Origin of the sequence: Siccibacter colletis (assembly GCF_000696575.1) — a bacterium.
Classification (GTDB): domain Bacteria; phylum Pseudomonadota; class Gammaproteobacteria; order Enterobacterales; family Enterobacteriaceae; genus Siccibacter; species Siccibacter colletis.
In genome coordinates this window covers 215,982-237,828 of record NZ_JMSQ01000008.1, presented here as the reverse complement: position 1 = coordinate 237,828, position 21,847 = coordinate 215,982, and the positions used below count along the sequence as shown (strand labels likewise).

The 21,847-nt window shown below is 59.3% G+C and carries 15 protein-coding genes; 4 read left to right on the top strand and 11 right to left on the bottom strand.

The annotated features are described in order from the left end of the window. Positions 1-128: 128 nt before the first annotated feature. The 3 genes from mtlR to ET34_RS0111175 all read right to left on the bottom strand — a co-directional run bounded on the left by mtlR (position 129) and on the right by ET34_RS0111175 (position 3,932). Positions 129-665: a mannitol operon repressor MtlR gene (mtlR, locus tag ET34_RS0111185; RefSeq protein ID WP_051640518.1), complete on the bottom strand. Its 537-nt coding sequence runs from the start codon at positions 663-665 to the stop codon at positions 129-131. Positions 666-718: 53 nt separating this feature from the next. Continuing rightward, the gene (gene mtlD / locus ET34_RS0111180) at positions 719-1,867 is read right to left on the bottom strand and encodes a mannitol-1-phosphate 5-dehydrogenase (RefSeq protein WP_031522074.1); all 1,149 of its coding nucleotides are present in this window, start codon (positions 1,865-1,867) and stop codon (positions 719-721) included. A gap of 142 nt (positions 1,868-2,009) precedes the next feature. Further along, a complete protein-coding gene (locus ET34_RS0111175; RefSeq protein WP_031522073.1) occupies positions 2,010-3,932 on the bottom strand; it encodes a PTS mannitol transporter subunit IICBA in 1,923 nt (640 codons plus the stop codon). A gap of 533 nt (positions 3,933-4,465) precedes the next feature. Between ET34_RS0111175 and ET34_RS0111170 the strand changes: the two genes are divergently transcribed. The 3 genes from ET34_RS0111170 (at position 4,466) to selB (ending at position 8,436) form a co-directional block, all read left to right on the top strand. Further along, complete coding sequence (locus ET34_RS0111170) at positions 4,466-5,074, top strand: glutathione S-transferase (RefSeq protein WP_031522071.1); 609 nt, start codon at positions 4,466-4,468, stop codon at positions 5,072-5,074. Between the two features lie 123 nt (positions 5,075-5,197). Beyond that, the gene (gene selA / locus ET34_RS0111165) at positions 5,198-6,589 is read left to right on the top strand and encodes an L-seryl-tRNA(Sec) selenium transferase (protein WP_031522070.1); all 1,392 of its coding nucleotides are present in this window, start codon (positions 5,198-5,200) and stop codon (positions 6,587-6,589) included. Then, positions 6,586-8,436 (top strand): selenocysteine-specific translation elongation factor, encoded by a 1,851-nt coding sequence (gene selB, locus ET34_RS0111160; RefSeq protein WP_031522068.1) that lies wholly within the window; start codon positions 6,586-6,588, stop codon positions 8,434-8,436. The genes selA and selB overlap by 4 nt, the downstream gene beginning before the upstream one ends. A gap of 247 nt (positions 8,437-8,683) precedes the next feature. On the opposite strand, the gene ET34_RS0111155 is transcribed toward selB, so the two are convergent. The 5 genes from ET34_RS0111155 to ET34_RS0111135 form a co-directional block, all read right to left on the bottom strand. Beyond that, positions 8,684-9,559 carry an ROK family protein gene (locus ET34_RS0111155; RefSeq protein ID WP_031522066.1) on the bottom strand — a complete coding sequence of 292 codons (876 nt, stop codon included), beginning with the start codon at positions 9,557-9,559 and terminating at the stop codon, positions 8,684-8,686. Between the two features lie 90 nt (positions 9,560-9,649). Next, positions 9,650-11,368, bottom strand: coding sequence for a ShlB/FhaC/HecB family hemolysin secretion/activation protein (locus ET34_RS0111150; protein WP_031522065.1), 1,719 nt, complete (start codon positions 11,366-11,368; stop codon positions 9,650-9,652). 89 nt (positions 11,369-11,457) lie between these two features. After that, positions 11,458-12,678: a collagen-like triple helix repeat-containing protein gene (locus ET34_RS0111145; protein WP_031522062.1), complete on the bottom strand. Its 1,221-nt coding sequence runs from the start codon at positions 12,676-12,678 to the stop codon at positions 11,458-11,460. 384 nt (positions 12,679-13,062) lie between these two features. Next, a complete protein-coding gene (gene avtA / locus ET34_RS0111140; RefSeq protein WP_035891226.1) occupies positions 13,063-14,331 on the bottom strand; it encodes a valine--pyruvate transaminase in 1,269 nt (422 codons plus the stop codon). A 205-nt stretch (positions 14,332-14,536) separates the two neighbouring features. Next, positions 14,537-16,570, bottom strand: a complete 2,034-nt coding sequence (locus ET34_RS0111135) for an alpha-amylase (protein WP_031522058.1) — start codon at positions 16,568-16,570, stop codon at positions 14,537-14,539. A 310-nt stretch (positions 16,571-16,880) separates the two neighbouring features. Between ET34_RS0111135 and ET34_RS0111130 the strand changes: the two genes are divergently transcribed. Then, on the top strand, positions 16,881-17,702 hold the full coding sequence (locus ET34_RS0111130; protein WP_072002011.1) for a protein bax: 822 nt from the start codon (positions 16,881-16,883) through the stop codon (positions 17,700-17,702). A 97-nt stretch (positions 17,703-17,799) separates the two neighbouring features. Here ET34_RS0111130 and xylR read toward each other — a convergent pair whose 3' ends face one another. The 3 genes from xylR to ET34_RS0111115 form a co-directional block, all read right to left on the bottom strand. After that, positions 17,800-18,984, bottom strand: a complete 1,185-nt coding sequence (gene xylR, locus ET34_RS0111125; protein ID WP_031522055.1) for a D-xylose utilization transcriptional activator XylR — start codon at positions 18,982-18,984, stop codon at positions 17,800-17,802. A gap of 101 nt (positions 18,985-19,085) precedes the next feature. Then, complete coding sequence (gene xylH / locus ET34_RS0111120) at positions 19,086-20,267, bottom strand: xylose ABC transporter permease XylH (RefSeq protein ID WP_031522054.1); 1,182 nt, start codon at positions 20,265-20,267, stop codon at positions 19,086-19,088. Further along, entirely contained in the window at positions 20,245-21,786 is a 1,542-nt protein-coding gene (locus ET34_RS0111115; protein ID WP_031522052.1) for a xylose ABC transporter ATP-binding protein, read from the bottom strand. The genes xylH and ET34_RS0111115 overlap by 23 nt, the downstream gene beginning before the upstream one ends. Positions 21,787-21,847 lie beyond the last annotated feature (61 nt).

Genomic DNA, 21,847 nt, shown 5'->3' with positions numbered 1-21,847 from the left:
CAAGTGTGTATCTCCCAAAGGATACACTATTGATTGCGGGAACGCAGGTGCCACGATTTTTCGCGGTGGGGGAAATGGCAGGAACGCCTCAGGGCGGGTAAGCATGCGCTCCCCGCCCTGAGGAAAAACTACTTCTGAAACGCCTTTTTCAGGCTGATTCCTGAAATAAGCTCGGTGAGGGATAACACCATCGTTGAGCGCACGATCTGCTGATAGCGCTGTTTCTGCATCGCATATAAAGCGGCGTCGCTGGGATCGAACGGCGGCGCGGACGGCAGAGCGGCAACACAGTGCAGCTCGCCAAACGGCCCGAGGATTTCATCGTCGGTAAACCGGTAGTCGCTGCCGTCGTGATTCAGCTCTTCGCGCAGGGCCAGCAGCAGCTCGGCATCTTCATACTCCGGGCGGCTGAGCACCCCGAGGCCATAAATTAACTTCAGACGAACCGCCAGATCGCCCAGCGGACCGTTGCCGTCAAGCAAGGGTTCAACGGCGTATTTCACCGCGTAGTCGTCCTTGCGAAACACCTGCAGCACCAGAAGATTCACCGCTTCGGTGAGTAATTCAACGGCGGCGATGATCAGGCTGCGCACGCTTTGACCGGCGTTCAGACGCTCAAGCACACGGTTTTCGAAGGCCTGTGGTTCTTCCAATTTTGCCTGCATATCTGACAACCTGAAAACGGAAGCGCCACGCTGGCGGGCGCTTCCGGTACTGATTACGCCCGGCTGTTATACGCGTTGACCGCGTCCGCCACCACTTCACTCTGGGCGTCCAGGCCAGAGACCTGCGCCAGCGCGGCCTGCGGGCCTTTTTCATCGATAAGCTGCGCCAGCTCCTGGGCCTGCGGGTCCTGCTCGCTGCGGTAGTGCATTGCGGCAGCGATACCCTGTACCAGGTTGTGATGCGGAAGGTCATATTCGAGGGTGCCGAGCAGCGGCTTGATCAGGCGATCGCCGGCGCTGAGTTTACGCAGCGGCTGACGGCCGACGCGCTCTACGTCGTCTTTCAGATACGGGTTTTCGAAGCGGCCGAGGATTTTCTCAATGTAGGCCGCGTGCTTATCGGCTTCAAAACCGTAGCGCTTGATCAGCACCGCGCCACTCTCTTCCATAGCGCCTTTCACCACCGCACGAATGGCGTCGTCCAGAATAGCGTCGCGGATAGTCTGGTGGCCCGCCAGCTTGCCGAGATACGCGGTGATAGCGTGGCCGGTATTGAGGGTGAACAGCTTACGCTCAACGAACGCCATCAGGTTGTCGGTCAGTTCCATCCCCGGAATGGTCGGCAGCGCGCCCACGAACTGGGTTTTATCGACAATCCACTCGCTGAAGGTTTCTACGGTCACTTCCAGCGGATCGTTGGTTGCGGATTCAGACGGCGGCACGATGCGGTCAACGGCGGAGTCAACGAAGCCGATATGGCTCTCAACCCAGCCTTTATCTTCATCGTTCAGGGCATTGAAGACGTGGCCTTTCAGCTGGCTGGTCCCGCGCACCATGTTTTCACAGGCGATGATGTTCAGCGGCGCGTCGTTGCCCTGCGCTTTACGTTTTGCCAGGCCTTTGGCGAGCGCCGGAGCGATGCGCTCCAGTACCACCGGACCGACCGCGGTGGTGATGAGATCGACCTGAGCGATTAGATCGATAACCTCATCGCCGATGCTGCTCACGGCATTAACGCCGGACACGGTGTCCACCTGCTCATTCTCACCAACCACATGTACCTGATAACTGTGACGGGCGTTCAGGGCGTCCAGCACGACCTGATTGACGTCGGCGAACGTGAGTTCAAGACCCGCATCCGCCAGCAGTTTGCCAATGAAGCCGCGTCCAATATTACCTGCACCAAAATGTAATGCTTTCATGTGGATATCCTTACTAATGTTTTTACCCGAGAGGGCCAGGGTGAAGGCAGCGTACGGTGTTCCCTCACCCTGGCCCTCTCCCGAAGGAGAGGGATGAAACTGACGACCGGCCCCCTCACCGTGGAGAGGAGGCCGGAGCGTATTATGCGCTCTTATTACCTGCCAGCAGCGCCAGCACTTCATCCACGCTGGTGGTGTTAGCCAGGCGTTCGATAACGGTGTCGTCATCCAGCGCGTTGGTCAGGCTGGTGATCACCTGGATGTGCTCGTTGTTACGCGCCGCGATACCGATAACCAGACGGGCGATATCATCTTCGTCTTCGCCGAAGCGCACGCCTTCCGGATACTGGCAGAATACCACGCCGGTTTTCAGCACGCGGTCTTTGGCTTCCACGGTGCCGTGCGGAACCGCGATGGACTCACCCAGATAGGTCGGGGTCAGCTTCTCGCGCTCCAGCATCGCTTCCACGTATTCTGGCTGCACGTAGCCGCCTTTCACCAGTTGCTCACCGGCAAAGCGGATCGCGTCTTCTTTGTGGGTCGCGGTGCGGCCGAGGAACACATTTTCCGCGCCGAGTCTGAACAGGTGGCTGTTGCTCTCGTCAAAGCTGTCCTGCAGGCTGGTGCGCACTTTCTCTTCGTTCTGGGTATGGCGCTGGGCCGCCACCAGACGGTCGGTCAGGTTGGTGTACAGACCGCTGTCGAGGAAGTTAGTCAGGGAAATGTGCTGCGCCTGCGGCACCTGGCGCATTGCGCGCTCGGTGAGGTCACGGTGGGTAATCACCAGATCCACATCACCCGGCAGGCTGTTGATGGCGCTGTTGGTGACGGAGATATGGCTCAGACCTGCATCCTGCACTTTCTTACGCAGTACGCCCGCACCCATTGCGCTGGAACCCATACCGGCATCACAGGCAACGATGATTTTACGCACGTGGCTCAGGTCGCCAGTGGCATCGCCAGCGGTGGCCGCTACCGCGCCGCCTTTAGACTGGGATTTCATGTCCTGCATGCGACGGGTCGCTGCTTCGATGTCGTCTTCTTCTTTCACCTTGCTGGTTTTCAGCAGGATGGCTGAGACCACGAACGACACCGCCATCGCGGCAACAATCGCGACGATGTTAGCGAAGTACGCGCCTTTCGGCGTCATCGCCAGTACCGCGAGGATGGAGCCCGGAGACGCCGGAGAAACCAGGCCGCCGTCCAGCACGCTCAGGGTGAACACGCCGGTCATACCGCCGAGGATAACGGCGATGATCAGACGCGGGTTCATCAGCACGTACGGGAAGTAAATTTCGTGAATACCACCGAGGAAGTGGATGATCGCCGCGCCGCCCGCAGACTGCTTCGCGCTGCCGCGACCGAAGAACATGTACGCCAGCAGAACGCCCATACCCGGACCCGGGTTCGCTTCAATCAGGAAGAAGATAGACTTGCCGATTTCATGGGACTGCTGAATACCCAGCGGCGAGAAGATGCCGTGGTTGATGGCGTTGTTGAGGAACAGGATTTTCGCCGGTTCAACAAAGATGGACGCCAGCGGCAGCATGTCATGGACAACCATGAAGTTAACGCCAGCCGCCAGTGCTTTAGAGAGCACTTCAACCGCCGGGCCAATGCCGAGGAACGCCAGAATCGCCAGGATCATACCGATGATGCCGGCGGAGAAGTTGTTCACCAGCATTTCGAAGCCGGATTTGATTTTACCGTCTACCGCAGCGTCAAACTTCTTGATGCACCAGCCGCCCAGCGGACCGGCAATCATTGCGCCGAGGAACATCGGCATATCTGCACCGACGATTACGCCCATCGTAGTAATCGCACCGACCACGCCACCGCGATCGCCACCCACCAGACGGCCACCGGTATAACCGATAAGCAGCGGCAGCAGATAGGTAATCATCGGACCGACGAGCTTGGCCAGCGTTTCGCTCGGCCACCATCCTGTTGGAATAAACAACGCAGTGATAATACCCCAGGCGATAAACGCCCCGATGTTTGGCATTACCATATTGCTGAGGAAACGACCAAAGCTTTGCACTTTGATCTTGATATCGGATGACATAGAACACCCCTTATTGTGTTGACGCGCAGGCTCGTAGCCCGAGTTTTATTGTTTACGTGGCGGCAGAGGTAGCCGGACCCATGCTCTGGTGACGCGAAATCTGGCACTGAATCGCTATGGTGTCCAGACCGGGGAATAAAGTGTGATCTGCATCACGCAGGTTGTCCGCAACAGGGGCTATTAAGTGTGATTTTTGTCACAAAAACGCCCTGTAAAAAGATCACAATGGCGAAAAAACCGTCGTAACATCCTGTTAAATGTGAAACAAATCACGTTTTGTCGCGGCCGCTTTGTTAACTATTTGTGATGGCGATCACGAAATATTTTCCAGGATTTTTCTTAAGTAAAGCTGTTCACTTCTTCAACATCCTTTTCGTTACGCGGTGAAAGAAAATTACAGCTGTCCGGCGTGACAAAACGATGACGCACCGCCCGGCAACCGCAGCGGCGCAATGGGTCGCTTTGTCAGCCTTTTTGCGTATCCTGAACCATACTTACCCCCAGTTGGCATTTCGCTTATTAAGGAGCAGGCAATGAAACTCGTTGGCAGCTATACAAGCCCGTTCGTGCGTAAAATCTCGGTCATCCTGTTGGAAAAAGGCATCACCTTTGAATTCGTAAACGAATCGCCGTACAGCGAAAACCACGGCGTCGCGCAGTACAACCCACTCGGTAAAGTCCCGGCGCTGGTCACCGACGAGGGCGAAACCTGGTTCGACTCGCCGATTATTGCCGCGTATCTGGAGCAGCTCGATATCGCCCCGGCGCTGCTGCCGCGCGATGCCAGAGCGGCGCTGAAAGTGCGTCAGCTGGAAGCACTGGCCGACGGCGTGATGGATGCGGCGCTGGCCTCTGTCCGCGAGCAGGCGCGTCCGGCGGAGCAGCAATCCGAGGCTGAACTGCTGCGCCAGCGTGAGAAAATCAACCAGAGCCTGGACGCGCTGGAAGGCCACGTCGCCGACGGGTCGCTGAAAGCCGATGAGCTGACCATCGCCACCATCGCGGTAGCCTGTGCGATTGGCTATCTCAATTTCCGCCGCGTCGCGCCCGGCTGGTGCGTGGATCGTCCGCAGCTGGTGAAGCTGGTAGAGAACTTGTTCAGCCGTGAGAGCTTTGCCCGTACTGAACCTCCTGCTTCCTGACCCGGCTTGGGCCTGACGCGATGAGCCTGTACAATCGACACCACTTTTAACCGCGGCGCGGATCTCCCGCGCCCCGCACAGTAATGGTGTTGCGGTGTACACATTCTCAGCCAGGCCTCGCTCATGACAACCGAAAACCGTTCGCTCTACAGTCAGCTTCCTGCCACCGATCGTCTGCTGCGCGATGCGCGCTTCTCTCCGCTGCTGGAAACCTGGGGCCACACGCAGGTAGTGACCGTGCTGCAACAGCTTCAGCAGGCGGCGCGCCACGCTATTCGGGACGCCGGGGCGCTGCCAGCCTGGTGCAATGACTGGGCCGGGCAGGCGCAGGCGCAACTCGTCGCGCAGAATGCCCCGGCGCTGCGGGCGGTCATTAACCTGAGCGGGACGGTGCTGCACACCAATCTTGGGCGTGCGCAGCAGGCTGACGAAGCGATCGCGGCAGTGACCCAGGCGATGCGCCAGCCGGTAACGCTGGAGTACGATCTCGACGGGGCCGGACGCGGGCATCGCGACCAGGCGCTGGCGGCGCTGCTGTGCGAGCTGACCGGGGCGGAAGACGCCTGTATCGTCAATAACAACGCGGCGGCAGTGCTGCTGATGCTGGCCGCCACCGCCAGCGGCCGGGAAGTGGTGGTTTCGCGCGGCGAGCTGGTGGAGATCGGCGGTGCGTTCCGCATTCCGGATGTTATGCGCCAGGCCGGATGCCAGCTGGTGGAAGTGGGCACTACCAATCGTACCCATCTTAAGGACTACCGCAGCGCGCTGGACGATCAGACCGCGCTGCTGATGAAGGTCCACACCAGCAATTATCATGTTGAAGGTTTTACCAAAGCGGTGGACGAAGCGGAGCTGGCACAGCTCGGCGAGACGTGCGGCGTCCCGGTGATTACCGATCTCGGCAGCGGCTCGCTGGTGGATTTCAGCCAGTACGGCCTGCCGAAAGAGCCGGTGGTGCGCGATCTGATCCGCGCCGGCGTCAGCCTGGTCAGTTTCTCCGGCGATAAGCTGCTGGGCGGGCCGCAGGCGGGCATTATCGTTGGCAAAAAGGCGCTGATTGAGAAGCTACAGCAGCATCCGCTCAAACGCGCGCTGCGCGCCGATAAAATGACCCTCGCCGCGCTGGATGCCACGCTGCGCCTGTATCGCCAGCCGGAAACGCTGGCGCAACGTCTGCCGACGCTGCGGCTGCTGACCCGCAGCGCAGACGAGATCCACGCTCAGGCCACGCGTCTTATCCCCCATTTTCAGGCCCGCTTCGGCGAACGCTTCGCGGTGACGGTGGAACCCTGCCTGTCGCAGATCGGCAGCGGTTCACTGCCGGTTGACCGGCTGCCCTCTGCCGCCATCACCTTAACCCCTCATAGCGGACGCGGCAGCGAGCTGCAGGCGCTCTCGCGCGCGCTGCGTGACTTGCCGGTGCCGGTGATTGGCCGGCTGTACGACGGGCGGCTGTGGCTGGATCTCCGCTGCCTGGACGCGGATACCAGCCTGATGGAGATGTTGCTGAAATGATTATTGCTACTGCCGGACATGTCGATCACGGAAAAACCACCCTGCTGGAAGCGCTCACCGGCGTGAATGCCGACCGGCTGCCGGAAGAGAAAAAGCGCGGCATGACCATCGATCTGGGCTATGCCTACTGGCCGCAGCCCGACGGACGCGTGATCGGCTTCATTGACGTGCCGGGCCATGAGAAGTTTCTCGCCAATATGCTGGCGGGCGTAGGCGGCATAGACCATGCGCTGTTGGTGGTGGCCTGCGACGATGGGGTGATGGCGCAGACGCGCGAGCATCTGGCGATCCTGCGCCTGGCGGGACAGCCAGCCATCACCGTCGCGTTGACCAAAGCCGATCGCGTCAGCGAGGCGCGTATCGCAGAGGTGCGCGCCGCGGTGCTCGACACTCTTACGGCACAGGGCTGGCATGATGTGGCGCTGTTTGTCACCGCCGCCGCGCAGCAGCAGGGTATTACAGAGTTGCAACAGCATCTGCGGCAGCTCGCCCCGCGTCCGCACCCGGAGCATCAGCGTTTTCGTCTGGCAATTGACCGCGCCTTCACGGTGAAGGGCGCCGGGCTGGTGGTGACCGGAACCGCGCTCTCGGGCACGGTGAGCGTGGGCGATACCCTCTGGTTAACGGGAGCCGCTACGCCGGTGCGCGTGCGCGGCCTGCACGCCCAGAACCAGCCTGCCACCGATGCGCATGCCGGGCAGCGTATCGCTTTGAACATCAGCGGTGACGTAGAGAAAGAGGCGGTGCGCCGTGGTGACTGGCTGCTGGCGCGCGAACCCGACGCGCCGTCGGAGCGGGTCATCGTTGAACTCCGCGCGGATGCGCCGCTGAGCCAGTGGCAGCCGGTGCATGTGCATCACGCGGCAAGCCACGTGACGGGCCGCGTCTCGCTGCTCACCGACACCCTGGCGGAGCTGGTGTTTGATACGCCGCTGTGGGTGGCGGATAACGATCGTCTGATCCTGCGCGATATCTCCGCCCGGGCGACCCTCGGTGGAGCGCGGGTGATCCTCGTCGACTCGCCGCGGCGCGGGAAACGCAAGCCGGCGTACCTGGCCTGGCTGATGCAGCTGGCGCAGGCGACGCCGGATGAGCACGCGCTGGCGCGGCATCTGGATCGCGGCGCGGTGCGCCTTGAGGCATTTGCGTGGGCGCGGCAGCTGAGCGATGCCGGGCTGCGTCGTCTGGTCGGGCAGGTGAGCGGTATTGAAGCGGGTGGGATGCTGGTCAGCGATGCGCTGGCGCAGGAGTGGAAAACCACGCTGCTGACCACCCTCGCGCGTTACCACGAACAGCATGCCGACGAGCCGGGGCCGGGCCGGGAACGTCTGCGCCGCATGGCGTTGCCCACCGAACCTGAGGCGCTGGTGCTGGCGCTGCTGGATGCCATGCGTCAGGCGGGCGAGCTGCAAAGCCAGCAGGGCTGGCTCTCGTTGCCGGGCCATGAAGCCGGATTCAGCCAGGAGCAGCAGGCGCGCTGGGACCGTATCAGGCCGCTGTTTGGTGATGACCCCTGGTGGGTGCGCGACGTGGCGTCGAAAGTGGGTGAGGACGAGCAGGAGACGCGTCTGCTGCTACGCCGTGCCGCCCAGCAGGGGCTGATTACCGCGATCGTCAAAGATCGTTATTACCGTAACGATCGGATTGTGCAGTTTGCCGATATGATTCGCGATCTGGATCGTGATAAGGGGTCAACGGTGGCGGCAGATTTCCGCGATCGTCTGAGCGTGGGCCGCAAGCTGGCGATTCAGATCCTGGAGTATTTCGACCGCATCGGCTTTACCCGCCGCAAAGGAAATACCCACCTGTTGCGCGATGAGCGGTTATTCAGCCGGAAGGAGGCATAGGGCGTACATTCAGGGTGGGTTTGCGTATCCGCCGTTTACAACGGAGCTACCGTTTCGGCGCGAGGTGTATGGGATTGCGGCGAGGTTCCGTTCACCGTGGCGCGGCGGTTTAATGCCGGATGGGGCCACGCGTCGGCTTATGGGCTTATGGTGGGTGCGCTACGCTTACCCACCCTACGGGAAGGCGCAGTTGTAGGGTGGGTAAGCGACGCGCACCCACCGTTTAACGCGAACCCCCTCCTTAACGCTATTTCTGCTTCTGGCTTGCCAGCCAGACTGCACCGAGGCGGCCAGCCTGATTGCCGAGCTCGCAGGGATGCACCGGCACCCGCAACGCGTCCCAGAACGTGTATTTTTCCAGATGGCGTTCCAGCAGCGGATACAGCTCTTTCTGCTGGCTGACGCCGCCGCCAATCAGCAGTACCTGCGGGTCGTACAGCGCCACCACGCTGTAAATGCCGCGCGCCAGGTAGGCGGCCCAGCGCTCCACCACTTCACGCAGGTGGCCGTCGTTTTCCATCCGTTCAAAAATTTCTTTGCCGTGCAGCGGTTCATTAGCCGGCAGCGCCAGTGCCTGGCGGCAGGCCTCAGTCAGCGCGCGCGCGGAGGCGATCTCATGCATGTTTTCGCCGTTATCGCCCACCGGCATCACACCGAATTCACCGGCGCGGAAGTGCGATCCGCGCATCAGCTGGCGTTCAAGGATAATACCGCCGCCGATCCCGGTGCCGATGGTCATGCAAATTAGCGAATCATACTTTTTCCCGGCGCCGCGCCACTGCTCGCCGAGCGCAGCACAGTTGGCATCGTTCTCCACCGTCACCGGCAGATCGGTCAGCTCGCCAAACAGCTCCAGCAGATTAACGCCGTCCATAAAGTCCAGCGATCCGGCCTTCGGCATTTCGCCGGTATGCGGATTGATGTAGCCGGGGAAACTGACGCCGATACCGGCGATCTCATGCTGGTCCTGATACTCGCGCACCACCTTTTGCCAGTGCGTTTTAAACTCGTCCAGATCGTAGTGAGTGTCATACTCGTCGCTGTGCAGCTCCTCACCCTCTTCAGTGATGAGGCCATGCTTGACGTGCGTTCCACCAATGTCGAAGCCAATAAATTGACGCATAGTGATTCCCGTAACCGAAGCGATGGTTTAAGTATGGTCGAGATTTTCCATCGCATCTGTAAAGGAGCGTAATGATTACGCGTCCGCTCTTTACCGCAAGTTATTGAAATTCCAGCTTACCGTCAGGCTGTAACGCCAGTCGCGGCGGCTGGCATCGGACGGGAGATCGCCGGTGGGCCGTGCTGCTTCCAGCGTCAGGCTGTAGTGACGGTTATCGCCGAACATCACGCCGCCCGCTACCGATCCCAGCGTCTGACCGCGGAACGCGGGCTGATTGAAACGCGTGCGCGCGGTGTCAGCCAGCAGATAAGGCTGCACCGTGCTCAGCCAGGTGCTCTCTTTGCGCATGTGCAGATAGCGCAGCTCAATCTGCCCGCCATAGCCGTAGTCACCACTCGCTTCACCATCCGGGTAACCCCGTCCGAAGCGCTGCGCGCCGAAGCTGACACGCTCGGTTTCAGGCAGATCGTTATCCGACCAGGCACCCTCCAGCGCACCGGAGAGCCGCCACTTTTCCGCCACCAGCCAGGCGGCGTCGAGGTTGCTTTTCCACAGCGTGAAATCAAGATCGGTACCCTGAGACGGCGAGGCGCTGGCACCCAGCGCGTCCACGCCCTGACGCAGGGTCAGGCGTCCGCTGACGCTGGTTTTCTCCCACTCGCGCAGGCCGTTTACGCCAAATTCCAGCGCCGGATAGCGCACATGCTGGCTCTCGCCGGGCAGCTCGAGGGTTTCTCCGAAGCCGCGCGCCCGCAGGTCGTAGTCGTTGCGGCGATCGCTGTAATCAATGCCGCCGGTGACGCCAAGCTGCTTTTTACGCGTCAGGATCAGCGGGTAGCTCAGACTGGCTCCGCCGGTGTACTGGGTCGCCTTTTTCCGGGCTTCGAGCGTGATGTCGTTCGGCAGATACAGCAGCGGATCGTAGTCGCTGGGGTCGTCCCGGTAGTAGCTGCCTTTGAGCTGCATCGACAGCCCGTCATCGTTGAGGAATTGCTGCCAGTTCAGGCCAAAATAGGTTTTATCCGTGTCGTTATCCAGCGGTACCAGCGTGGCGACGCCCAGCTGGTCGCCATAACTGGTCAGATTGCTGAGCGAGCCATTCACCAGCGCCATGTTCTGGCCCTTACGCGCATCCAGCGTGGAGGAGAGATCCCAGAGGCGCGGCTCGGTGGCCTGCACCTGCATGACCCCGGCCCCGTAGATGTTCTTTGGCAACTGGGCGCTGGCATCCACTTTGGTATTCGGCGTGCGGGTCATCAGAATACTGTGGCGCTCGAAGGTCTCCTGGCGCAGCGGTTTCTCCTGCATGATGCTCGTCGCCAGCCGGGTGAGGCGTGCTGCAGTGCGCGGGTTGTTGCTTTTCACATCGCTGTGCGCCACGTAACCCTCGACCAGCACGATTTTAATGATGCCGTTGTGAAAGTTATCGTCTGGTAGCCAGGCGTAAGAGAGCGGATAGCCGTCAGCGCGGTAGCGCTCGGTAATCTCTGTCGCCAGCCTGACGATGGTCTTCAGCGGTACGGTTTTGCCCGCCAGGGGGCGAAAGGGTGCCAGCAGCGACTTCAGGGAGTACACCGTGCCGCCAATAAACTGGATATGACCGACGCGGATCGGTGTGTCAGGAGTCAGCGCGGCGGCAGATTTCGGCACGCTCACGCGAGGTGCGTTTTCCGCCTGGGATTGCGGCGTTGGCACGGCACGCGCGGGTCTGGCGGGGTTAGCGGTATCAATCAGCGCAGGAAGCGTATCGGCAAGCGCAGCGCCCGATACGGCGCTCCATAAGAGCACGGCAGAGAGTGGCATTTTCATAGTGCGATCCCTTTCCCGAAACGCCCGGAATGGGCTGAGCAGTCATGCTGTGGAAAACGCCCCCGGTTGCCGGGGGCGCTAAAGGGTGATTACTTACTCTTTGGCGTCAGGATCCCGCCAAGGGTAGTGGTGAGGCCACTGATCGGCCCTGTTGTTGTGGTACTGCCGGTCCCGGTGTTGGTGGATGTGCTGCTGACGTTGGCTGCCAGGCCTGCGGTCAGGCCGGAGGTTACGCCATTGAGGGTAGTGCCGACGGCGGCGGCGAGCCCGCCTTGTCCAACGCTGACGCCAGCGCCTGCGGCGACGCCCGCGCTGCCGCTACCGCTGGAACTGCCGCTGCTGGCGGTGGGTTTCACCAGCCCGCCCACGTCGGTGACGGTCTGCCCCAGGTTCTGTACTACCTGGCCGACGCCGCTTAACGCCGGGCTGCCGGTGCCCACTTTGGTGCCGACGCCGCTGACGGAAGTACCAACGCTGGTTAACAGGTTATTGACCGGCGTACCCAGCCCGGTTGTCGTGCCGACGCCCTGGGTGACACCCTGCACGCCGTTAACGGTGTGATTCACCAGTGATGTTGTACCGGTGGTCACTTTAGTGACGCCGCTGCTCTGTACCACGGAGGTGAGTGCGCCGCCGGTGCCGCTCACCACTTCACCGGTGCTGTTGACCACCGAGCCGACCACACCCGTTACCCCGCCCAGCGGCGTGGTGGCGGTCGAGCTGGCGAGGTGAGTGCCGACATCGGAGACGGTGTTTCCGAGCGATGTGACGGTGGTGGTAACGCCTTTCACCGTGGTGCCGACGCCGTTAGCATTTGTCGGGTCGCCAATACCGGTGGCGATACCCGTGCCGGTGGTTTGCACCGCGCTACCCAGCCCGCTGACGGTTGTTGAGACCGTTGAGGTGACCGGATTATCGTTGGGTAACTGGCTACCGAGATTATCGAGCGTGGTGCCGACGCTGGTGACGGTATCGCCGACGTCACCCAGAATCGTATTCACGCCTGCGGTTGAACCGCCGGTGCCGCCGCCGGAGCCACCACCAGAACCGCCGCCGGAGCCACCACCTGAACCGCCGCCGGAGCCACCGCCTGAACCGCCACCGGAGCCACCGCCTGAACCGCCACCGGAGCCACCGCTTCCGCCGCCAGAACCACCGCCCGATCCGTCTCCGCCGTCAGTCCCGGTGGGGGGATTATTGCTGGCTGTGTGATGGGAACCGCCGCCGCTTCCACTGCAGGCAGTCAGAGAGAATGCAAGAAGTACCGCCACTGCGATGACGCTGAGGTGGCTAACGTTATTAGAAGCCATAACCATACTCCACAGAATTAAACGCCGGACGGCGTAGTAATAAGTGTAAGTGGTAATTAATCGGTAGCTACTACGGCAGATAAATATATGCAGAATTATTTTTGATCGAGATATGGATCAAATTTAATAAAATTTAAGAGTTGAGGAGTTAATATAAATAATAAATAAAATCAATTGCTTAAATATTTACCGTTTGGTCTGGTAGTAAGCCTTAAAACGATGTTAAGTGATGGTTAATTATTTTTTAATTTAAGGTTAATTGATATTGCGTTATTTTATTTATGCACTACCTGTGTGACGCAGCAAATATTCACTTTGAAAAATAAGATTTTTTTGCAAGCACGAAAACATGAGACGGCCTTCCAGGTGGAAGGCCGCAGGTGTTCACATTGCGCTGTTCGGAGAAGCTTCCTGCCAGGCGCGTTCCACTTCTTCAGCGAGGATAGCGACGCCCGCTTCGATTTTTTCCGGGTCCGGTACATAGTTCATGCGCATGCACTGGTGGGTGTGCGGCCAGGGCTTATCGAGGCCGGGGAAGAAGTAGTCGCCCGGCACCATCAATACGCCACGCGCTTTCAGGCGCTGGTACAGCAGCTCGGTGGTGATCGGCAGATCTTTAAACCACAGCCAGAGGAAAATCGCGCCTTCCGGCTTGTGGATCAGGCAGCGCGCCGGTGACAAATAGCGACGGATCACGGCCACTGTTTCCTGTACCCGCTGCTGGTAAAACGGCTTAATCACCGTTTCCGACAGACGCAGCAGATCGTTGCGCTCAATCATCTCGCAGGCCATCGCTGGGCCGATACCGCCCGGTGCCAGGCTGATGATGCCGTTCATATTGCGAATAGCGGAGATGATTTTCTCATTCGCCACGATAATACCGCAGCGGCTGCCCGGCAGGCCGAGCTTGGAAAGGCTCATGCACAGAATAATATTCGGGTTCCACAGCGGGCGGGCGTCGGTAAAGATAATGCCGGGGAAGGGTACGCCATAGGCATTATCGATCACCAGCGGGATGCCGTGCTGATTCGCCAGCACATCCAGCTTCATCAGCTCTTCATCGGTAATGACGTTGCCAGTGGGATTGGTAGGGCGCGACACGCAGATCATGCCGGTATCATCGCCAATGTGCAGGTGCTCGAAATCAACGTGATATTTGAACTGGCCTTCCGGCAGCAGCTCAATGTTCGGCCGCGTGGAAACAAAGAGATCCTCTTCCAGCCCGGCATCGGCATAACCAATGTACTCCGGCGCCAGCGGGAACAGCACTTTTTTGGTGCTGCCGTCGGCGCGTCGCCCGGCGAACAGGTTAAACAAGTAGAAAAACGCGCTCTGACTGCCGTTTGTCAGCGCAATATTCTGTGGTCCAATGTCCCAACCCGAGGTTTCACGCAGCATCTGCGCCAGCCCGTTGAGCAGCGCATTCTTGCCCTGTGGGCCATCGTAATTGCACAGCGCCTCGGTGATTTTTCCGCTTTGTAGCATTTCCCCCAGCAGAGATTCAAAGTAGGCGTTCATCGCCGGAATTTGCGCCGGATTACCGCCGCCGAGCATGATGGCGCCTGGGGTACGCAGGCCATCATTGAGATCCTCCATCAGGCGAGTGATGCCTGAGTGGCGGGTAAATTTGTCACCAAAAAGGGAAAACGTCATAGCGGTTAATCTGTCGTACAAAGTGGTAAAGTCGCTCACCATAACGCTACAGCCTGCGAGGTGCAAATCGCCGCCCACGCTGGATGCCAGGCGTTAATGCTAACATATCCAGATTTACTGGATTTTTACTTCATGAAGCGCAGCGGTGGGGCGAGTATCTCGTGATTAACCGCCCCGGCGCGTTACGCGTTTACCACTGCGCGACTCATTCTCGCTTCCCGGCCCAGACCACCAGCACCTTATCCCCGGCGTGTTCGCGCACAAACGCATAGCCCTGCTTCACCGGCAGCGTAGTCTGCGTGCCTGCGCCAACCGCCGGGTGCCGTGCGCGGAACTGCCCCAGCGTTTTCCAGTGCGCCACGGTGGCTGCCTGCGCCGCGTCGGCGTCCTGCCAGTTCATGTCCGAGCGGGTGCCCTGTAGCGGATCGGAGCCGGTCGGGCCGACGGGGCGCAGGGTTTCATCCCCGTAAAAGATCTGTACCGCGCCCGGAGCCAGCAGTAGCAGCTCCGCGGCCTGCTGGCCGCCTTCCCGGAACAGACGCGTATCGTGTGAAGAGAGGTAGCTTAACGCATTGAACGTTTGCAGCTTTCCCGCCATCTGTTGCCAGACAGGGTCAATGTTCGCCAGGCAATCGACCGCTTTCGCCGCCTGCTCCTGATAATCAAAGTTGATCATCGCATCGAAGCCATGCTGATAGTAACGGCTCTGCATGACCCCGTGGCCCCAGGCCTCGCCGGTCATCCAGAACGGCGCGTCGTCAATTTTTTGCGCCGGATTGGCCGCTTTCCAGGCTGCCAGCGCGTCGCTGGCCTCGGTTTTCAGCTGCTGCCAGGCGTCCATCTCAACGTGCTTAGCGGTGTCGACGCGAAAACCGTCGATGCCGTATTCACGAACCCAATGACTCAGCCAGTGGGTCAGATAGTCACGCGGCGTGGCATCCGCCATGATTCGGGCGGCGGTATCCGGTTTGTGCTGATAGAAATTCGGCAGACCAGAGGGCGCGGTGGATTCGGTTTTCAGGTCCGGTAAGAAGGCCAGCGCCATCGTCAGGTCGTCATAGCCCGGGCTGTCGTAGGTGCCAATATCGGTGCGCACCCAGGCCTTACCCCACCATTTTTCCCACGCTGCGTTGTCGCTGAAATTAATGTAGTCATTGAAGCTGTGCCAGGTCTGATTCCCGGTGGGACGCCAGTCACTCCAGCGCTGACCGAGCACTTTTTCGCGTTCGCTGGCATTCAGATAAAGCGCGCCGAACTGAAATTCCTGCATATCCGCCAGCGTGGCGTAGCCGGTGTGGTTCATCACCACGTCAAACAGGATGCGCATTCCACGCCGGTGCGCCTCGTCCACCAGCTGACGCAGCTCGGCTTCGGTGCCCATATTGGCGTCCAGCCGCGTCCAGTCCTGGGTGTAGTAGCCATGATAGGCGTAGTGCGGGAAATCACCTTTGGTGCCGCCGCCCACCCAGCCGTGGATCTGCTCCAGCGGCGAACTGATCCACAGGGCGTTAACGCCGAGTGCCTGCAGGTAGTCAAGCTTGCCGGTCAGCCCGGCCAGATCGCCGCCGTGGAAGGTGCCGATCTCCTGCATGCCATCTTTACGGCGGCCATAGCTGTTATCGTTCTGCGGGTTGCCGTTGGCGAAGCGGTCGGTCAGCACGAAATAGACGGTGGCGTTTTGCCAGCTAAAGGGCGCTGGCGCGGCGGTGGTCGCCGCTTCGAGCAGCAGCAGACCATTGCTGGCAGGTGCGGGCGTCAGGGTGATTTTCCCGTCGCGCACCTGCGCCGTGGCACCGCTGTAGAAATCCCTGACGTCGCTGCCTTCCGGGAAGGCATCACCCACTTCTAAGGTGACAGGTTTTCCGTTCCATTTCGGACACTGACGCGCTATCTCCGCCGGTACGTTATCTTCCGCCTGCGCCACGCTCAGCAGCAGAGTTGGCGTGCCGGAGCGGGTATCAATCTGTACGCTGTACAGCCCGTCGCGGAACAACCGCCACTGCGGCGGCGCGCCGTTGCAGGGCATCAGCGACAGCACCTGATTCAGTTTTATCGCCGTAGCAGGTTGCCAGCAGGCACCGTTGGTCGTGAACGTTAACGGATGACTGCCTTTTTTCAATTCGCCCTTACTGACAAACAATCCGCTACCCTGGGCAGTAAAATCGGGCAGGCCAGATGACGACCAGTTTGCCCAGCCCATCATCGGGAAAATGAGCAGGGTGAGTGCAGCAGCTTTCATCGCGATCTCCGGTACGTTTTTTATCCATTGTCGCAGCTGGCGCGGGCTGCAGCCTCATCCTGGACGATGAGAAAAGGGGATGAAACGTGAGGTTGAGTGATCCAGCTCACTTAATGGCGTATATGAACATAAATGAAATTTTTTTATTAATTTATCAGGGTGTTATGAAAAACCTACGTGACAAGTTTTAGGAATTAGATTATTCATAAACGTGCCCTCGAGTATTATTTTTGGTATGATTTGGGATTCAGATCCTGAATTTCGATTAAAAATAAGGTGTTGGGATGCGTCTATCCGACCAGGAGACCTAATGATATCGACTCGAATCCGACGATTCGGGGCTGCGATACTCGTGTTATTCACCTTCGGTTTATCGGGTGAAGTGCTGGCAAGCCAGCATGACAAAACATCGAGTCATCAGCACCGAGTGACAAAAGTACATGGTAAGAAGCTGGCTAGTAGTAAAAAAGAGTATTCTCGCAATAGTGTAAGCAGTTCACTTCCTGACTTGCGAAAATACCCTTCCGGGACCCCAAGAAAAAAAGCGTTTCTCCGGACAGTGATGCCCTTCATTACCAGTCAAAATGCAGCGATTACCGCTGAGCGTAACTGGCTTATCTCAAAACAGTATGAGAAACGCTGGTCGCCTTCTGAACGCGCACGCATGAAAGATATTACCCAGCGCTACAAAGTGAAATGGAGCGGTAACACGCGTCATATTCCCTGGAATACGCTGCTTGAGCGCGTAGACATCATCCCCACCAGCATGGTAGCCACGATGGCGGCGGCCGAAAGCGGCTGGGGCACGTCGAAACTGGCGCGCACCAATAATAATCTGTTCGGTATGCGCTGCTCGCAGCGTCACTGCAACAGCGAGCCGGGAAAAGTGAAAGGCTACCTGCACTATAAAACGGTGAAAGAGTCGGTCAATGCTTACGCCATGAACCTGAACACCCATCAGGCTTACAGTTCGTTCCGCAAATCACGCGCCCAGCTGCGTCGTGCGGATCAGGAAGTCACTGCCAGTAAGATGATCCACAAGCTGCAGGGCTATTCCACGAAAGGGAAAAGCTACAATAACTACCTGTTTGCCATGTATCAGGACAATCGCAACCTGATGCCGGCGAACTAAGCTAACTGGTAACTGAAAAACCTGGCGCAACGGCCAGGTTTTTTTATTTCCAGCGGCCAGCCTCCCTTCCGGCCTCCGGAATTACCCGACGCGGTAATCAGGGTAACACCGCCACTTCGCTGTGCCGCTCCCGATACTCTTTCGGCGTGGTGCCATACTCTTTTTTGAATACCGAATAAAAATATTGCAGCGACGGATAGCCACACATCTGTGATATTTCGTTGATGGAAAGCGAGGTGGAAATTAACAGGCTGCGCGCTTTCTCCAGTTTTTCGGCGTGGATCACCGCATGGATGGTTTCACCCACTTCCTCTTTAAAACGCTTCTCCAGATTGGAGCGCGAAATCCCCACCGCATCTAACACCTGTTCCACCTTGATACCCTTGCAGGCGTGGTTCCGAATGTAGTGCATCGCCTGAATCACCGCCGGATCGTTCAGTGAGCGATAGTCGGTAGAACGGCGCTCTACCACCCGCACCGGTGGCACCAGTACGCGCTGCAGCGGCATATTTTCGTTATCCAGCAAACGATGCAGCAGTTTTGCCGCCTGGTAGCCCATCTGACGCGTGCCCTGCGCCACCGAGGAGAGCGCGACGCGCGACAGATAGCGCGTCAGTTCTTCGTTATCAATGCCGATCACACACAGCTTCTCCGGCACGGGTATGTGCAGGTGCTCGCAGACCTGGAGCAGATGGCGGGCGCGGGCGTCGGTTACAGCGATAATGCCTGTCTGGGGTGGGAGCGTCTGCACCCAGTCGGCAAGGCGGTTTTGCGCGTGCTGCCAGTTTTCCGGGGCGGTCTCCAGCCCCTGATACACCACGCCGCGATACTGCTCCTGCGCCACCAGGCGGCAAAACGCATGTTCGCGCTCTGCGGCCCAGCGTTTGCCGCTGGAGGCCGGCAGGCCGTAAAAAGCGAAGCGGTGTACGCCTTTCTCCTTGAGATGTAAAAACGCGCTCTCCACCAGCGCGTGATTGTCGGTGGCGATGTAGTGGACCGGCGGATAGTGCTCCGGCTGATGATAGGAACCGCCCATGCCAACGATGGGCACCTCGACATCCCCCAGCAAGCGTTCAATATCCGGGTCGTCGAAATCGGCGATGACGCCGTCTCCCAGCCACTCTTTGATGTTCTCAATCCGCGCCGTGAAATCCTCTTCAATGAAAATATCCCACTCCGACTGGGACGCCTGCAAATACTCCCCAACGCCCTCCACCACCTGACGGTCATAGGCTTTATTGGCATTGAACAACAGCGTAATGCGATGACGTTTCCCGAACATGTGATGGTTTTCCTGAGAGCTTATCCTCTACTTCAATAGCATATTCAACGCCCGCCCGGCGCGTGGCGGGCAGGCAGTGTGATACAGGCATAGTTTTCGGCTCAGGCGCGACGCTTGGTGGCGGAGTCCATCCATACCGCGAGCAGCAGGATTGCGCCTTTCACGATGTACTGCCAGAACGTAGGGACGTCCATCATGCTCATGCCGTTATCGAGCGAGGCCATGATAAATGCGCCCATCACGGCACCGGCTACGCTGCCGATACCGCCTGCCAGGCTGGTGCCGCCAATCACACAGGCGGCAATAGCGTCCAGCTCTGCAATATTCCCGGCTGACGGCGACCCGGCTCCCAGGCGCGAGCTGAGGATCAGACCTGCCACCGCCACCAGCAGACCGTTGATAGCAAATACCGCCAGCTTGATGCGTTCAACGTTGATACCCGACAGTCGCGCCGCATCGATGTTGCCGCCGGTGGCGTAAATACGCCGGCCAAAGGCGGTACGCGTTGCCATGAACATACCCGCCAGCATCAGCAGCGCCAGAATCAATACTGGCGTCGGTACGCCGCGATAGTCGTTGAGCAGCCAGATTGCCCCAAGCACAATCACCACAATCAGAGCCTGCTTGCCAACGACACCGCGAGCGGGTTGTGCTGCCAGCCCCAATGAATGGCGACGCTGGCGGCCGCGCCACTGCCAGGCCATAAACAGCAGCAGACCAAGCAGACCGATGAGAAAGCCGATGCTGTCTGCGAGATAGCTCTGCCCGATCTGCGACATGGACGCGCTGGTGGGCGAGACGGTGGTGCCGTTGGTAATGCCGATAAGAATACCGCGAAAAGCCAGCATGCCCGCCAGCGTCACGATAAACGACGGCACTTTGCGGTAGGCCACCCACCAGCCGTTCCAGGCACCCAGCAGCAAGCCGAGCAGCAGCGTTACTGCCACCGTCAGCGGCAACGGCCAGCCGAGCCAGACATCGAAAATCGCCGCCGCGCCACCGAGCAGCCCCATCATTGAGCCAACCGACAGGTCGATTTCGGCAGAGATAATCACAAAGACCATCCCGACGGCCAGAATGCCGGTGATAGCCGTCTGGCGCAGCAGGTTGGAGACGTTACGCGCACTGAGATACGCCCCGTCAGTCATAAAGGTAAAGAACAGCACGATCGCCACGATGGCTGCGATCATAACGAACACCTGAAGGTTCATGGATTTAAGACGTCCGCCCGGCGTCATCAGCGGGGCGGCGATTTTCAGGTCAGACAGGTTGCTTTTCGACATGACGTTCGCTCCTGAGTGCGGCTTCCATCACCTGCTCCTGCGTCAGGCTGTGGTTAGGTAAATCGGCTTTGAGCTGACCTTCGTGCATCACCAGTACCCGGTCGCTGAGCCCCAGCACTTCCGGTAACTCAGAGGAGATAACGATCACGGCGATGCCCTGCTGCACCAGCTGGTGGATGAGTTTGTAGATCTCCTGCTTGGCCCCGATATCAATGCCGCGCGTCGGTTCATCAAGAATGAGAATGCGCGGGTTGAGCAGCAGGCAGCGTGCCAGTATCGCTTTTTGCTGGTTGCCGCCGCTTAGGCGGCCAATCGCCAGCGCGGCCGACGCGGTTTTCACTTTCAGTTTCTGCAGGGACTGTGTAATGCACAGCTGCTCGGCGGCGTCATCCAGGGCGCTAAGCGGCCCGGCGAACTGGCCGAGCGCTGCCAGCGTAATGTTCTGGCCGACCGGCATCACCGGCACGATGCCGTCTTTTTTTCTGTCTTCCGGCACCATGGCGATGCCGTGCGCGATGGCCTGCTGGCAATGGGAAATCTCCACCGGCTGATTGTCGATATAGAACGTACCTTCTCGCCGCCCCGGCCAGACGCCGAACAGGCACTGCACCGCTTCGGTTCGTCCGGCGCCAACCAGCCCGGCGACGCCGAGGATTTCACCGCGCCGTAGCGAGAAAGAGAGATCGTTGACCCGTCGAATATGGCGGTTCACCGGATGCCATGCGGTGAGATGCTCCACCCGAAGTATCTCTTCGCCTGGCTGATGCTGCCGGGTCGGATAGAGGGCGGTCAGCTCGCGGCCCACCATCATGGTGATGATCTCCTCCTCGCGCATTCCGGCGGCGCTGCGGGTACCGATGTGCTGCCCGTCGCGGATCACGCAGACGGTGTCCGAGATGGCTTTCACCTCGTTGAGCTTGTGGGAGATATAGATACAGGCGATACCGTGCTGCTGCAGGTCGCGAATAATATCCAGCAGCAGGGTGGTCTCCTGCCCGGTCAGGGAAGCCGTAGGCTCGTCGAGGATCAGCAGCCGCACCTGCTTGTTCAGCGCTTTAGCAATCTCTACCAGCTGCTGCTGGCCAAGCCCCAGATCCGCGACTTTCGTGTGCGGAGAAACCCGCAGGTTAACCTGCGAGAGCAGCTTGTCGCAGCGCAGCGTCATGGCATCGTAATCAAGCACGCCGCGCCGGGAAATCTCCGCGCCAAGAAAGATGTTTTCCAGCACCGTCAGGTGCTTAATCAGCGCCAGCTCCTGATGGATAATCGCAATGCCTTTGCGTTCGCTGTCACGAATGTGGGCTGGCTCCAGCTTCTCACCGGCGAACCAGATCTCGCCCTGATAGCTACCGTGCGGATAGATGCCGCACAGCACTTTCATCAACGTCGATTTGCCGGAGCCGTTTTCTCCACACAGCGACACCACTTCGCCGGCATCCAGCGCGAGGCTGATGTTGTCCAGCGCCTTTACCACGCCGAAGGTTTTAGTGATGTTTTTCATTTCCAGTAAGTGAGGCATAACCCCTCCGCAAACGGTGCTGTTGCTGCACCAGACGCCCCTCTCTCTGCGCGGGAGGGGC